Here is a 16,367-nt window from a genome sequence, read left to right as displayed (position 1 = left end):
AATTAATACATTATGAAACTAAAATATATCTTACCCATACTGATAGGAGCATTTTCCTTCACATCATGTAATGATTTTCTGGATAGGGAACCTTTGGATAACGTCACGCCCGAAGCTTTCTTCTGGAGCGAGAGCGATCTGGCTGCTTATACAATCAAACAGTATAGTTTTGCGACTCATGACGGTTGGAATCTGGGCACATGGAAAGATGACAACAATACCGATAATCAAGTAACAGGTTCTTTCAATAACCGTTGGGTGCCGGGCGAATGGCGGGTAAACGAATCATTCTCCAGCCGGGGCGATGACCCGTGGAACTTCGATAAGATAAGAAATCTGAATTATTTCCTGGAGATTGCAGTGCCCCGCTGGCAGAACGGAGAAATAAAAGGGACTGATGTCAATATTAAGCATTATATCGGAGAAGCCTATTTTATGCGCGCCTGGCAATACTTGGGTAAGCTTCAGACCTTAGGAGATTTCCCGATTGTACGTAACACATTGCCGGATGAACAGGAGGCTTTGACCGAAGCCAGCCACCGTCGTCCGAGAAATGAAGTGGCCCGTTTTATTATTTCAGACCTGGATTCGGCTATTATGTTATTGAATAACAATTCGGCTGGCGGTAAAAACCGTATAACACGCAATGCCGCCTTATTGGTGAAGTCGAGAACCGCCCTGTTTGAGGCAAGCTGGGAAACATATCATAAAGGTACGAACCGTGTACCGGGAGGTCCCGGATGGCCGGGTGCTTCCGCTGCTTATTTGAAGGATTATTCGATCAACATCGATAACGAGATCAATTATTTTCTGGACGAAGCGATGAAAGCTGCTGCCGAAGTTGCTGATAATGTTTCTTTGACTGCAAATAACTTCGGGAAGAAGATGGATAATCCCTATTATGCACAGTTTGCCGCAGAAAGTATGGAAGGATATGAGGAAATACTTCTTTGGCGGACATATGATATGGAGTATAAAGAGAAGCATTCCGCCGGCTATTATTTACAGCGTGGAGGAGGTAATTCCGGTTTTACCAGAGATTTTGTAGAAACATTCCTTTGTGAGGACGGCCTTCCGATTTATGCCTCTTCCAACTATGTGAGCGATAATACGATTGCCGAAGTGAAAGCAAACCGTGATTTCCGCCTGCAACTGTTCATGAAAGAACCGGGTGAGCTGTTAAGCGAACTGTCCGACGTCGATACGTTCGGATATCCGGATATCCTGGCAAAACAGGAAGTGCGCGCCGTAACAGGTTATTGCCTGCGTAAAGGAATGCCGCATACCTGGTATCGCGACGGTGACTATTGTGTGGAGGGATCACCTGTCTTTCGTGCGGTAGAAGCCTATCTTAATTATATAGAGGCTTCTTGCATGAAAAATGGCGGAAGCAGTATCGACAGTAAAGCCGATTCTTATTGGAAAGCGATTCGTGAACGTGTCGGTCTGCCGGCAGATTACCAGATGACAGTAGCAGCCACCGATCTGGCAAAGGAAAAAGACTGGGCTGTATACTCCGGGGGCCAGCCGGTATCCAAACTGTTATACAATATCCGTCGTGAACGTCGTTGTGAACTGATGGAAGAAGGTTTCCGTATGAACGACCTGAAACGTTGGAGAGCGCTGGATCAGATTAAGAATTATCAAGTGGAAGGATTCAAGTTGTGGGGGCCGATGCAGTACAACTATGTGGATAGCCAGGGCAACTCATCTTTGATTCCGGAGGGAACCGAAGGTAAAACAGCTAACGTGTCCAGCCCCAAGAACAGTGAATATCTGCGTCCATACCAGATCGTTAAAACATCGAACCTGGTCTATGACGGATACAACTGGTGTGACGCCCATTATTTAAGTCCGATCGCCATGCAGCATTTCCGTATTACGGCAACAGATCCGGAAAACGGGGAAACCTCCGTGATATATCAGAATCCGGGATGGCCTTTGAAAGCAAATGCCGGAGCAATCGGTTATTAAACGCGTAATCCGAAAAAAATATAGTACTTTAGCCAGCCTGGAGGACACAATTGTTGTGCCGGATTTCCAGGCTGGCTTTTCATTTTAAATCTTACATGCCATGAATACATATTTAAAGAAGTCTTGCTTGATTTTCATCTCTTTGTTTGGGATGTCCCTTTCTTTGTCATTTGCCCAGTTGAGTGAGCCGTTACCTTTTATGACTCACGCTAAGCCTCTCTCAGCCGAGATAGTGGATCTCGGGATGCTGGATACGGTGCCTTCTACGGCTGCATTGGTTCGTTTACCTAATCGGAAAATCGTTTATATGGTAAAGGAACAAGGGAAATGGGAACCTTTCTATGTGAAGGCGATTGAAACCGGTTATTGGGATACCCGTTATGAAAAAGATACCGATTATGATTCGGTATTTGCCGATATGCGAGAAATGGGAGCCAACACAGCCTATGTCATGTTGCATTGGGAAGATATAGAGCCGGCCGACAACCGGTTTGATTATTCTTTTGCCGATTCGGTGGTTGCGGCGGCCGGAAGACAGGGCTTGAAGGTCGGATGGGTCTTGTTCCTGCATGCTCAGAAAGAGCGGGTTCCTTCATTAAAACCTGAAACGGCCTGGACATTTCACCTGGATGACCGTGACTCGTCAAACTATACGATGCAGTGGGTGAAGCGGGACGGTAAGTTGTATTCGAATATCAAGGATATTTTAGATTATGGGGTACGTCCGCTACATGTATATGGTCATAAGGAAATCTTTTACAGGGTGAGAAGAATGCTTTATCAGTTGGCCCGGCATTATAGGTTTGACGAAACGGTTATCGGTGTCCAGCTAGGAAATGAAGAAGGATTCAGCTTTTTGGATGAAAGCGATTTTAATCCGGTAACGGCTGAACTTTATAAAGAATGGATGCATAAAACCAATAAAACAGATTATGCCCAGTTTAAAAAAGAGGCAATGGATTGGTGGTGGCAACAATTTACTTCTGCTTATCATGAGGGTGATCCGTATAAAATAATATCCTTCAACCTGGATGCGGCACAAGCGGAAGCCGGAGATCCCGAACGGGTAGCTATGACCGGAACAAGCGCCTCTACCTATGCCGACGGAAACCTGGATGTGATAGGTACTATGTTCTATAAAGGATGGGGCTATAAAGCTATTCTGGGGTTAGATCACAGGTATAATAATTCATATAACTATCAGTTGCCCATATTGATCCCTTCTGAAATAGGTATCGGTCGTTTCAACTCACCTGTCTGGTTCCGTCATTTTATAGCGCATACCCTGGAAAGGGCGGCACAGGGATTCGGCGTTTATTGTTACGGGGAAGTTCGTAAAGAATTGCCGGAACTGGGGGATGTACGGAATGAACTGATCCGGATGCTGAAAAATATATCTCTGAATGAAGATATCATCTGGGAGGGATTACCCGGACCGGGTGCTGTGTCCTGTCAGGTAGACGAACCGGGGGTACAGGTAAGCCATCTGAATAAAAATGGGCAGGAGACATTGATCTTGATCTATTTCCCGGAAGCAAAAGAGATGACGGATAGTAGCCGGATAGCTCGCCTTCAATCCTTGAAGTTGAATTGCAAGGCGCAGAAGAAGGGGCATTATAAAGTGGATGTTTATAAGAATGGCGAATGCATAAAAAGCAATTCACTCTCATTGAAAGCTGGCATATCCCGGTCGATACCTATAGATGGAATAAGAATGGATGATATTGTATTTGTTTCTATCCGGCAAGATATCTGTAATAAAAATAATAATAAAGGCAAAGAATTATAAAAGTTAAATTAAAAGTAATATATTTGTAACTACTAACAGTGAATTATCTTCCTTAGTATTTATATTAAACTTTAAAACCATGACACAAATTAAAGCGATCGCGCATGTTAACAACCTTACAAAAGATGATTCTACTGACTATTATCTCATTCCGCAGATTTTAGCCACTCTAGGACCCGATGGCATTATTGAACGTTTAAGAAAACGTGAAATTGCTACCAAGAATGTTGATGGTAAAAGCTTTGTTGAGACATTCTTAGAAGAATGCTCTGTAGCATCGGCTGAAGGTTATAATATTGTAACCAGTTTCTTTAAAAGCTCCATCGGCCTCCAAGGCGTAGTTTACGCTGAGGACCTAGGCCATCCTATCGCTGCCAACCGGCTTAAAGTATTGGTTAATCTAACTCAGGGTGAAGGTGCTAAAAAGGCTATCGAAGGCACTTCTATCTTTGCGTATGAACAAACCGGTGCAGTCGGTCCTATCATTCAAGCTGTAATGGATCCGACAGAGATGGTCGCTTCCCATCTGAATCCTGGTTCAATGGTTCTTATACAAGGTATGCGGCTCGCTTTGAAGGGCGACGCAGAATCGGTCGGTATCTTATTTACTAATGCTGACGATTCATCCAAGACAGTATTTATTACTCCGGCTAAGGTATATCCGAATACTTCTACCAAACTTCAATTTGTACTTCCTCCGGAAGTAACTGAAGGTACATGGTTTATTACAGTAACAACACAAGCTAGTGGTAATAGCACCATTCTGACTAAAGAACCCCGGTCATATCAGTTTAATACTATATTAAAAGTAGGAAATGCAGGTAGTGGAGGCGGTGACCGTCCCGAGATCGAATAAAGCTTCTTCCATCACATGGAATAAGTAATGTAGCAGACACGGAAATGGTAATGTAGCAAACACGGAAGTGGTAATGTAGCAGACATGGAAGTAGTAATGTAGCAAGCATGGAACAAATTAGTTCTTAAACTAAAATTTATAAGGATATGTGGATTTATACAATATATCTATAAATAATATATATGTATTTATCCACATATCTTTTTTATCACTACATTTGAACATATATAAATTATTAACAATGAATAAACTAATTATTTATCTTATATCGATTTTTTGCTGTCTTCCTTTATGGGCAGCATATCAACCGGAGTTCTCGACTGCCGGATTCTTTCGGATGGATAATTCCGGACGTGAGGTTTTCTCGATGAATCCTGCCTGGCGTTTCTATAAAGGAGGTCTGGCTGGTGCAGAAGCTAACGATTTTAATGATAAAGACTGGACGGTAGTTTCCTTACCACATGGCATCGAATACCTGCCGACAGAAGCCAGCGGTTGTGTCAACTATCAGGGAGAAACCTGGTACCGCAAGCATTTCACACCGGATGCCGCTTTGAAAGGGAAAAAGCTATTCCTGCATTTCGAAGCCATCATGGGTAAGAGTAAAGTGTTTGTGAACGGAAAACAGTTGACGGAGCATTTTGGCGGTTATCTGCCTGTAGTGGTGGATGTGACAGAGGTACTGGATTGGAACGGTAATAACGTAATTGCAGTCTGGACCGACAATAGCGACGATCCTTCCTATCCTCCCGGAAAGGCACAGGATGTATTGGATTATACTTATTTCGGAGGAATTTACCGCGACTGCTGGTTGGTAGCCCATAACAATATCTTTATCACAGACCCGAATTATGAGAATGAGATTGCCGGAGGCGGTTTGTTCGTCGCTTTCGACAAGGTCTCGGATGCTTCGGCCGAAGTTTTGTTGAAAATACAGGTTCGTAACGAAACGAAGAAAGCATTTACCGGTGTGGTAGAATATGAATTGCAACAACCGGATGGCAAACAGGTGGCTTTTTTGAATGATAAGATCAGGATAAAAGCGGGTAAGGCTGTGACAAGTTCGGATAAACTGTTGGTGAAGGATCCATTGCTATGGAGTCCTTCTTCTCCTGCATTATATAACCTGTTGGTTCGTATCCGTGATGAAGAAGGGAATGTGATTGATGGCTATCGTCGCCGTATCGGTATCCGTAGCATTGAGTTTAAAGGGAAAGACGGCTTTTGGCTGAACGGCAAACCTTATGAAAAACCATTGATCGGGGCTAACCGTCATCAAGACTTTGCCGTTGTGGGCAATGCTGTGGCAAACAGTATCCATTGGCGTGATGCTAAAAAGCTGAAAGATACTGGTATGGAAGTGATCCGTAACGCCCATTGTCCGCAAGACCCGGCTTTTATGGATGCTTGCGACGAACTGGGGTTGTTCGTTATTGTGAATACTCCCGGCTGGCAATTCTGGAACGATGCGCCTGAGTTTGCGCAACGTGTTTACAGTGACATACGTAATCTGGTGCGTCGTGACCGTAACCATCCTTCGGTATGGCTTTGGGAACCGATCCTGAATGAGACCTGGTATCCGGCAGACTTTGCCAAAAACACCAATGATATCGTGCATGCCGAATACCCTTATCCTTCCTGCTATTGCGGCAGTGACAGCGAAGCACGCGGTCATGAAGTCTTTCCGGTGCTCTTTACCCATCCCCGGAATGCAGATGCGGAATGGGCTTTGAAACAATCGGATGATTCGAAGACCTATTTCACCCGTGAATGGGGAGATAACGTAGACGACTGGAATTCACATAATTCACCCAGCCGTGTTGCCCGCAATTGGGGTGAACAGGCCATGCTGGTACAGGCACAACATTATGCTTCTCCGTCTTATCCTTATACCAGCTATGACGCTTTGTTTCAGACTTCCCGCCAGCATGTGGGTGGTTGTTTGTGGCATTCGTTCGACCATCAGCGTGGTTATCATCCGGATCCTTTCTACGGAGGAATCATGGATGTATTCCGCCAGCCTAAGTTCTCTTATTATATGTTTATGGCACAGCGTCCGCCAGTGAAGACCGGTCTGATTGCCGAAACGGGTCCGATGGTTTTTATTGCCCACGAAATGACGCCGTTCTCAGGAAAAGACGTGGTTGTTTATTCCAATTGCGATGAGGTGCGGCTGACTTACAACAAAGGAGGAAAAACATATACTTATAAGAAGGATAAGAACCGCAAGGGGATGCCTTCGCCCGTTATCACTTTCCCTGATGTCTACGACTTTATGATAGATAAAGCCTTGTCGAGAGAACGGAAACAAGCCGATGTCTATCTGCTGGCTGAAGGGCTGATAGACGGAAAAGTAGTTGCTACCCATAAAGTAACACCTGCCCGCCGTCCTGAGAAACTATTACTTTGGGTGGATAACGAAGGGACGAACCTGGAAGCAAACGGCTCTGATTTTGTAACAGTTGTTGCCGCCGTAGCCGATAAGCAAGGCAATATCAAGCGGCTGAACAATTACTTCATCAAGTTCCATATCGAAGGTGAAGGACGTATCCTGGGAGGTTCCGATGTGATGGCAAATCCGGCTCCGGTGAAATGGGGAACAGCTCCGGTACTGGTACAGTCTACCTTGAAACCGGGGAAGATCAAAGTCATAGCCAGTGTCCTGATGGAAGGCTCCCAGATGCCGATCAGTGCAGAACTTGAACTGGAAAGTACCCCGGCCGTTTATCCGTTACTCTATAACCAATCGGAGGCCGCTCTTATTCCTCTGACTGTAACCGGCAAGACAGATATGCAAATGAGCAAATCATCAGCCGAACGCGAAGTCGAACGTCTTCAAAAAGAAGTGAATGCCTTAAAACTGAAAGAGGTGGAAAGACAGCAGACTGAATTCGGAGAACAGAGATAAGCAATTCTAATCCAAAAGAACGAATGAAACTGAATAAGATACCGCATACTTACACAATTATATCTGTTGTAATCCTGATCTGTGCCGCTCTTTCCTGGATCATTCCTGCCGGCGAATACTCCAGGGAGGTACGGGTTGTCAATGGTACCGAACGTACGGTTATTGTAGATAACTCCTTTCATGCAGTCGATCCCGCTCCGCAGAGCTGGCAGGTCTTCGGTGTGTTGCTGGAAGGATTCGAGAAACAGGCTGGCATCATAGCTTTCCTGCTGATTATCGGGGGAGCTTTCCAGATTATGAACAGTAGCCGGGCGATCGATACCGGGATACTATCTTTCTTGCGTAGTTCGCGTAAGGTGGAGAAATATGGCTTTTTCCGGATGATTGGAGTGAATAATGTCGTGATATCCTTGATTATAATCCTGTTCAGTTTGTTCGGAGCCGTATTCGGCATGAGTGAGGAGACGCTTGCGTTTGTCATCATCATTGTGCCGCTTGCCATATCGATGGGGTATGATTCTATCACAGGACTCTGTATGGTTTATGTGGCGGCACATGTCGGTTTTTCAGGTGCTATACTGAATCCGTTTACAATCGGGATTGCGCAGGGATTGTCTGACTTGCCGCTGTTCTCCGGTTTCGGTTACCGGTTGTTTTGCTGGGTGGTACTTACTTCTATCCTGATCGTTATCGTTCTCCGTTATGCGGCGAAGGTGAAAAAGAATTCGAAGCTGTCTCCTATGTATGAGGCGGATGCCTACTGGCGGGAAAAGGGAGAAGTTGCTTCCGAAGAGATACAGGAAGAAAAGACGACGCGTTCCGCCTGGGTTGTCTACCTGTTGTTATTGCTTTCATTGACAGGCTTTTCGATCTATTATCCTTCTACCACATTTGAAGTAGGAGAGAGTACAGTGAGTTTTCCGGCAGTACCGGTGTTTACCGCCCTTTTTGCTTTGACCGGTTGGTTGGGACTGCGCAAGTCAAATCAGTTTTTTATTTTGAACTTATTGGGCTATACTATTGTCTTTCTGGTAGTAGGAGTAATGGGGTATGGATGGTATCTGATGGAAATATCGGCTATCTTCCTGGCTATGGGACTGTTGTCCGGGTTTGCCAATAACGAGGGAGCCGACGGGATCATCAGCCAGTTCCTGACCGGAGCTAAAGATATGCTTTCGGCTGCACTGGTAGTCGGACTGGCGGGCGGGATTATCCAGATACTACAGGACGGGCGCATCATCGATCCGATCCTGCATAGTATGGCAACTTTGATGGGAGAGGCCGGAAAGATTGCTTCCCTCGGAGTTATGTACTTGATCCAGACTACGATCAATATTATTATCCCTTCCGGTTCGGCGAAGGCGGCATTGACTATGCCGATTATGGCACCATTCTCGGATGTGATCGGTATTTCCCGCCAGGCAACAGTGCTGGCGTTCCAGTTCGGTGACGGGTTTACCAATATGATCACACCTACTTCCGGTGTTTTGATGGGAGCGCTCGGATTGGCTCGTATACCTTATGAAATATGGGTGAAGTGGTTTTTCCGCATTCTTATCCTGTTTATTTTGCTGGGAATGTTATTGTTAATTCCCACAGTTTTAATACCTTTGGATGGATTCTAATCACTTATTCTAAAATACTGCGATATGAAAAAGAATTTTTTAGGGCTATTGGCCTGCTTGGGCATGATGATCGCCTTACCGTGTTGTAAACCCTCACCTGCTGAGTGGAAATTGGTTTGGGAAGATAACTTCGACCAGACCGGTAGTTTTGATCCCGCTTCATGGAGTAAGATCCCTCGTGGCAAATCCGACTGGAATAACTATATGTCCGATTTTGACTCCTGCTATGCTATGCGTGACGGGAAGTTGGTATTGCGCGGCTTAGTTAATCACAGTTTGCCGAACGATACGGCAGCCTATATAACTGGTGGTGTTTATACAAAGGATAAAGTAGGCTTTACTAACGGGCGTCTGGAAATTCATGCAAAGCTGAACGGAGCGACCGGCGCATGGCCTGCTTTCTGGCTACTGCCCCAGGATGGTAAATGGCCCGGCGGAGGTGAGATCGACATTATGGAGCGTCTGAACAATGATAGTATCGCTTATCAGACAGTCCATTCCCATTATACTTTCGATCTGGGCATTAAAGATAATCCGAAACAGGGGAGCACGGGACTTATCAACCCGGATGATTTTAATACCTACACAGTAGAAATGTATCCGGATAGTCTGGTGTTTTTCATAAATGAAACCCGTACGTTTGCCTATCCCCGGATTGAAACGGATAAGGAAGGGCAGTTCCCCTTTAATGACGGTAAATTCTATCTGTTGCTGGATATGCAGCTAGGCGGTAGCTGGGTAGGTGCCGTTGATCCGGAAGATCTGCCGGTAGAAATGGAGATCGACTGGGTTCGCTTCTATCAAAAGCAATAAAAATGACTTCATAGGGTACAAGAGAGCCTTTCGCGTAGAAACGAAAGGCTTTTTTTATATTCTTATATCTGTATAAATGAATAAATCGCCGTTGTTAAAATAAACATCGTATCTTTGGCGTTTGTTATACGACTAAAGATACACGAGCTATGTTAGATATACAGTCTATCCGGAAAGATTTTCCAATACTGGAACATAAGATATACGATAAACCGCTCATTTACTTTGATAACGGTGCTACAACGCAGAAGCCCCGGTGTGTGGTTGAAAAGATAGAAAGCGGTTATTATAATGTAAATGCCAACATCCATCGCGGAGTGCATTTTCTGAGCCAGGCTGCAACCGAAGCGCATGAAGAGGCACGTAAAACCGTACAATCATTCCTGAATGCACGTTCTTCCAACGAAATCATTTTTACACGCGGAACAACGGAGGCAATTAATCTGATAGCTTCCAGCTTCACCGACGAATGTATGTCGGCTGGCGATGAGGTGATTGTCTCTGTTATGGAGCATCATTCCAATATCGTCCCCTGGCAGATACAGGCGGCCCGCAAAGGAATAGCCTTGAAAGTGATCCCGATGAATGAAAAGGGGGAACTGGATATGGAGCAGTTCCGTGAACTTTTCTCGGAACGGACGAAGCTGGTTTCCGTAACCCATGTCTCGAATGTGCTGGGTACAATAAATCCGGTGAAAGAAATAATTGAGGAAGCGCATAACCATGATGTGCCGGTATTGATAGACGGTGCGCAGGCTGTGCCTCACCTGGCAGTCGATGTGCAGGATTTGGATGCTGAGTTCTATGTATTCTCCGGTCATAAAGTATATGGGCCTACCGGTATCGGTGTGTTGTACGGAAAAGAAGAATGGCTGGATAAACTGCCTCCTTACCAGGGGGGGGGCGAAATGATCGCGACTGTCTCGTTCGAGAAGACGACATTCAATGAATTACCGTTTAAATTTGAAGCCGGTACTCCTGATTATATCGGTAGTACGGCTTTGGCAGAAGCCTTGCGTTATGTCAATCGTTTGGGGATGGATAATATCGCTGTTTACGAAGACGAACTGTTACGTTATGCGACTGATAAGCTGAATGCAATCGAAGGGATGCGTATTTTCGGGCAGGCTGACCATAAGGGGGCGGTCCTTTCTTTTTTGGTTGGCAATATTCACCATTATGATATGGGGATGCTGCTCGACCGTTTGGGTATTGCCGTGCGTACCGGTCACCATTGTGCCCAACCGCTGATGCAGGCTTTAGGCATTGAAGGAACCGTGCGTGCTTCTTTCTCCTTTTATAATACGAAAGAGGAGATCGATACTTTTGCAGCCGGGGTAGAACGTGTAAGAAAAATGTTTTAATAAGTAGTCTATGTTATATTACCTGAAGAAATATCCAATATCCTTGACAATCATTCTGGTTGTTATTTATCTGTCGTTTTTCAAGCCGCCTTCAGTGGAGATCGGAAAGATCCCGGGAATAGACAAGGTAGTCCATATTTGTATGTATGCCGGATTGTCCGGTATGCTTTGGATCGAGTTTTTACGTAATCACCGGAAATATGATGAGGTCTTGTGGCATGCCTGGATAGGTGCCGTGCTTTGTCCGATCCTGATGAGCGGGGCGATTGAATTATTGCAGGAATATTGTACGTCATATCGGGGAGGCGACTGGTTTGACTTCCTGGCAAACATCACAGGAGTTGTACTGGCAACCTTATTCTCTTATTTCGTGTTGCGCCCCTGGATGATAAAAAAGAAGATAGTAAATTGATTCATACAAATAAAACGCTATGTTGTTACCTTATTTGGAAGCGAACCGGATAGAAGCCGGATGTGATGAAGCCGGACGCGGATGTTTGGCCGGATCGGTATTTGCCGCTGCTGTTATTTTACCGCCTGATTTCAAGAACGATGATTTGAATGACAGCAAACAGTTGAGCGAAAAGAAACGGTATGCCTTGCGTCCTGTTATAGAGAAAGAGGCAATAGCCTGGGCTGTCGGCATCGTTACTCCTGAAGAAATTGATAAGATAAACATACTGAAGGCTTCTTTTCTGGCTATGCACCGTGCCATTGACCAGTTGCAGGTAAGACCGGAGCATTTGTTGATCGATGGAAATCGCTTTACTCCTTATCCCGATATAAAACATACGACAGTGGTGAAGGGGGATGGTAAATATCTGAGTATCGCCGCTGCCTCCATCCTTGCCAAAACTTATCGTGACGATTATATGGATGAACTTGCCAAAGAGTATCCGGATTATCACTGGACTGAAAATAAAGGTTACCCCACTAAAGCCCACCGTGAAGCAATCCGTACGATCGGAATTACCCCTTATCACCGTAAAACATTTACTTTATTACCGGAACAATTAACATTGAATTTTTAGTTTTTATCCTTCATCTTTTATTCTTTAGAGGATAAGCCTTGACTTGTAAAGCAGTTTGAGGTGAATGATCTGACCGTTCGGGTGAATGGTTATGATCTGTTATTCCCATAACCAAAAAGTGTTTAGTGCTCTCTTTGGACTATTTTTTTTAACATAGTTCACATAGGACTAGGTTAAGAAACCGATTGCAAATATAGTATTTTTTGCAAAAACAATATACTTTGATGCAAAAATTAATAAAATAAGGCTATAAATCACTTCTTTCTTGCAGAGAAAAGTCCCTTTATCTTCTTAAAAGACCTAGTCCTATGTGAACTATGTTAATAATACCACTAGTGTTGATATTTTGAAAAACTTAGTTTGATAAAATATGCAGGTAACTCGATCTGATAATTTACTATTGGATTGTCTTCTTTGGATACATATAGAATATTGTTGTTGTTGTTGATTTTTAGAAAAAAAACGCTAATTGTTTGTTGTGGTATAAAAACGCTAAAAAGTTCCTGTCTTCTGTATTGTGCAGAGGGAGATATATACATCTAAAAAGTCTATATAAAATTGTCTAACTTTTATTCCAGGTTGATTATGAGGTACAATAGCAGCTAGTAGAGGAGGTAGAAGGATCGTTCCTTTTTTAACCTAATCCGTGAATAGTTTTTTTATTCAAGTTCTAATCGTTAATTAATTAAGTTATGAATAATTACACAAAGAAAGTTGCCTGCATGGCCATTCCTTTGTTTTGTCTTAATTTGACCATGGCGGCTGAAAGCAATCTTTCAGACCTTGATATCCGGAAAGCCGTAGCAATAGAGGAAGCAGCATCGGTAAATCAGAATACCCGCAAAGTGACAGGTGTCGTTAAAGATGAAAACGGGGAACCGGTAATTGGCGCCAGTGTTGTTGAAGTAGGTACCACTAATGGTATTATGACAGATATGGACGGAAAGTTTGAATTGTCCGTCAAAGCTAACGGTTCATTGCAAGTCTCTTATGTAGGCTTTGTAACCCAAACAATAAAACCAGGAAATAAAAACAATATTCAAATCATATTACAGGAAGACAACCAGGCTTTGGACGAAGTGGTGGTGGTAGCTTTCGGTAAAAGTACGAAAGAAGCCTTTACCGGTTCTGCCGGCATAATGAAATCGGACGACCTTCTGAAAGCGCAGGTTTCGAACCCGGCCCAGGCTTTGGCTGGGCGTGTAGCCGGTGTACAGTTAAGCAATTCTTCTTCACAACCGGGTAGCTCGCCTTCTATTACAATTCGTGGTTTCGGTTCAATATCTTCAGATACAGAACCTTTGATCGTGGTTGACGGTATGCCTTTCGATGGTGACCTGAACCTGATAAACTCGAATGATATCGAGTCGATGACCGTATTGAAAGATGCAGCTTCCAATGCATTGTATGGTGCCCGTGGTGCCAATGGTGTTATCATGATTACCACGAAGAAGGGTAAAAATGGCGATGCAAAAGTTTCTGTTGATGCCAAATGGGGTGCTAACTCGAATGGTCTCCAGAATTATAAGACGACAAACGCCCAGCAGTTCTACGAAACTTATTACAAGATGTTATATAACTATTATATAACTGAACCGGGCGGCTCTATGTCGGCAACAGATGCTCATGCCTTGGCAAATCAACATCTGACAAACTCATCCAGTGGTGTCGGCCCGGGTTATATGATATATACGGTTCCCGAAGGGCAAGACTTTATCCAACAGGGTGGTGTAATGAATCCGGGAGCGACCATGGGAGCACTATATGATTATAATGGACAAAAATTCTGGTTGCAGGCCGATGACTGGGAAGAGATCGGTTTGCAGAACGGTTTCCGTCAAGAGTATAACGTATCGGTATCAGGTGCTTCCGAGCGTATAAACTATTATACATCTATAGGATATCTGGATCAGGACGGTATTCAGGAAGGCTCCATGCAAAAACGTTTAACAGCACGTGCAAAGCTGGATTACCAGGCAAAAAAATGGTTGAAAGTCGGTGCAAACTTCAACTATACAAAATATAATTACAGTCAGACATCCGAAGGTACAATCGGTACTGGAACTATCTGGAGCACCATAAAGAGCCAAGCTCCCATTTATCCTGTTTACCTCCGGGATGCAAATAAGAATATCATGATCGATCAGTGGGGAGAGAAAATGTATGACTTTGCACAAGCTTACGATCTGACTCGTGCAGGCGGTGTGGGAGGTAACTGTATTTTCTCAAACAAATATCGTTCTGATGAAACGACCGGTAACTCTTTTATTGCCAGTGGTTATGCAGATATTAATCTGACTCAGGATCTGACCTTCACGTTTAATGCCAATGCATATGATTATGATCGTCGTTATACCTATGCAACCAGTCCTTTTGTCGATTACTATACCAGTTCTTCTGATAATGGCTACTTGTCGAAAGCTTCTTATCGCACTTTCACTTATAATACGCAACAGTTGTTGAATTATAACAAGCAGTTCGGTAAACATGATGTCGGAGCAATGGTCGGTCATGAATATTATAATTACAAATATGAATCATTGAGTGCTTCCGGACGTAATTTCGGAATCGATGGAACACGTGAACTGGCTACTCTTTTGAATTTGAATAATAATCCATATTCTTATTCAAATTCTTATAATAATGAAGGTTACTTCTTCCGTGCTATGTATAATTACGATGCGAAGTATTTCGGTTCGGTATCTTATCGTCGTGATGCTTCTTCACGTTTTGCGAAAGAACACCGTTGGGGTAACTTCTGGTCTGTCGGTGGTGCTTGGCTTATTTCTAAAGAAGCTTTCTTTAACGCACCTTGGGTGAACTCTTTGAAGCTGAAGGCTTCTGTCGGTTCTCAGGGTAATGACAATATCGGTGATTATTTGTATGCCGATTCTTACAAAGTGGTAAATAATGATGATCAGGCTGCTTACCAGTGGCGTCAGAAAGGTTCCAGTGATATTACTTGGGAAACCAATACAAACTGGAATATAGGTACAGAATTTGATCTTTTCGGCGGACGCTTGGGCGGTAGCCTGGATTATTTCTATCGGAAAACCAGTGATATGTTGTTTTCTCTGAATACACCTCCTTCTATTGGTTACACCAGTTATTTCGTTAACTTGGGTGATATGCGTAATGCCGGTATTGAGTTGGTTTTGCAGGGAACTCTGATCAGCAATAAGGATTTCAAATGGGATGTCAACTTCAATATTTCTCATGTAAAGAATAAAGTATTGACTTTACCGGATGCAATCAAAACAACAAAGGTAGACGGACATAATGGTTATGTCAATCTGGATAAATCGTTTGTATCCAAGTACAAATATTTTGTGGCAGAAGGTCTTTCTCTGTATACTTGGTACTTGCCTAAATTTGCCGGTTTGGATCCTGAAACAGGAGAGTCTTTATTCTATAAAGATATTCTTGATGAGGCAGGAAATGTCACAGGACAGGAAACAACCAAAGATGCAAGTCAGGCAACCGATTATCTGATTGGTGATGCTCTTCCTTCTTTCTATGGTGGTTTGGGTACTTCATTATCCTATCGTGGTTTTGACTTCTCTATCAACCTGAACTATCAATTGGGTGGAAAGGCTTACGATTATACTTATCAGACATTGATGCACACCAGCACCACTACGTCTACAACTTGGCATAAGGACATCTTGAATGCCTGGTCGCCGGAGAATACAGGTTCAAATATTCCGCGTTTGCAGTTTGCAGAAAAGTATTCACAGAATCCGCGTTCAGACCGTTTCATTACTAACGCAAGCTATCTGAATATCCAGAATATTAATCTGGGATATACATTGCCTTCCAGTCTGACACAGAAGTACAATGTTCAGAATATACGTGTTTATTTCTCGGGAGAAAACCTGTTCTACTTCTCTGCACGCCAGGGATTCGATCCTCGCTATACATTGAAAGGATACAGTAATCCGGAACTTTATTCTCCGATACGTACTATCTCAGGTGGTATTTCATTGACATTCTAAACACTAAAAAGA

The 16,367-nt window shown here is 43.7% G+C and carries 10 protein-coding genes; all 10 read left to right on the top strand.

Annotated elements, in window-relative coordinates:
* Positions 1 to 12 precede the first annotated feature (12 nt).
* The 10 genes from K6V26_RS18795 (at position 13) to K6V26_RS18750 (ending at position 16,355) form a co-directional block, all read left to right on the top strand.
* A complete protein-coding gene (locus K6V26_RS18795) occupies positions 13 to 1,974 on the top strand; it encodes a RagB/SusD family nutrient uptake outer membrane protein (protein ID WP_224263542.1) in 1,962 nt (653 codons plus the stop codon).
* Between the two features lie 100 nt (positions 1,975 to 2,074).
* Entirely contained in the window at positions 2,075 to 3,763 is a 1,689-nt protein-coding gene (locus tag K6V26_RS18790) for a hypothetical protein (protein ID WP_224263541.1), read from the top strand.
* 79 nt (positions 3,764 to 3,842) lie between these two features.
* Complete coding sequence (locus tag K6V26_RS18785) at positions 3,843 to 4,619, top strand: DUF4469 domain-containing protein (RefSeq protein ID WP_010801846.1); 777 nt, start codon at positions 3,843 to 3,845, stop codon at positions 4,617 to 4,619.
* A 241-nt stretch (positions 4,620 to 4,860) separates the two neighbouring features.
* Positions 4,861 to 7,527, top strand: coding sequence for a glycoside hydrolase family 2 protein (locus K6V26_RS18780; RefSeq protein WP_224263540.1), 2,667 nt, complete (start codon positions 4,861 to 4,863; stop codon positions 7,525 to 7,527).
* Positions 7,528 to 7,550: 23 nt separating this feature from the next.
* Entirely contained in the window at positions 7,551 to 9,152 is a 1,602-nt protein-coding gene (locus tag K6V26_RS18775) for a YfcC family protein (RefSeq protein WP_224263539.1), read from the top strand.
* 24 nt (positions 9,153 to 9,176) lie between these two features.
* The gene (locus K6V26_RS18770) at positions 9,177 to 9,965 is read left to right on the top strand and encodes a glycoside hydrolase family 16 protein (protein WP_046145446.1); all 789 of its coding nucleotides are present in this window, start codon (positions 9,177 to 9,179) and stop codon (positions 9,963 to 9,965) included.
* A gap of 149 nt (positions 9,966 to 10,114) precedes the next feature.
* Complete coding sequence (locus K6V26_RS18765; RefSeq protein ID WP_007655212.1) at positions 10,115 to 11,329, top strand: aminotransferase class V-fold PLP-dependent enzyme; 1,215 nt, start codon at positions 10,115 to 10,117, stop codon at positions 11,327 to 11,329.
* Positions 11,330 to 11,339: 10 nt separating this feature from the next.
* A complete protein-coding gene (locus tag K6V26_RS18760) occupies positions 11,340 to 11,741 on the top strand; it encodes a VanZ family protein (protein ID WP_010801851.1) in 402 nt (133 codons plus the stop codon).
* 19 nt (positions 11,742 to 11,760) lie between these two features.
* On the top strand, positions 11,761 to 12,360 hold the full coding sequence (locus K6V26_RS18755) for a ribonuclease HII (protein WP_010801852.1): 600 nt from the start codon (positions 11,761 to 11,763) through the stop codon (positions 12,358 to 12,360).
* 692 nt (positions 12,361 to 13,052) lie between these two features.
* Positions 13,053 to 16,355: a SusC/RagA family TonB-linked outer membrane protein gene (locus K6V26_RS18750; protein ID WP_046145445.1), complete on the top strand. Its 3,303-nt coding sequence runs from the start codon at positions 13,053 to 13,055 to the stop codon at positions 16,353 to 16,355.
* The last annotated feature ends 12 nt before the right edge of the window (positions 16,356 to 16,367 follow it).

Source organism: Parabacteroides goldsteinii (assembly GCF_020091425.1).
Classification (GTDB): Bacteria; Bacteroidota; Bacteroidia; order Bacteroidales; family Tannerellaceae; genus Parabacteroides; species Parabacteroides goldsteinii.
This window is presented reverse-complemented; position numbering and strand designations above follow the sequence as displayed.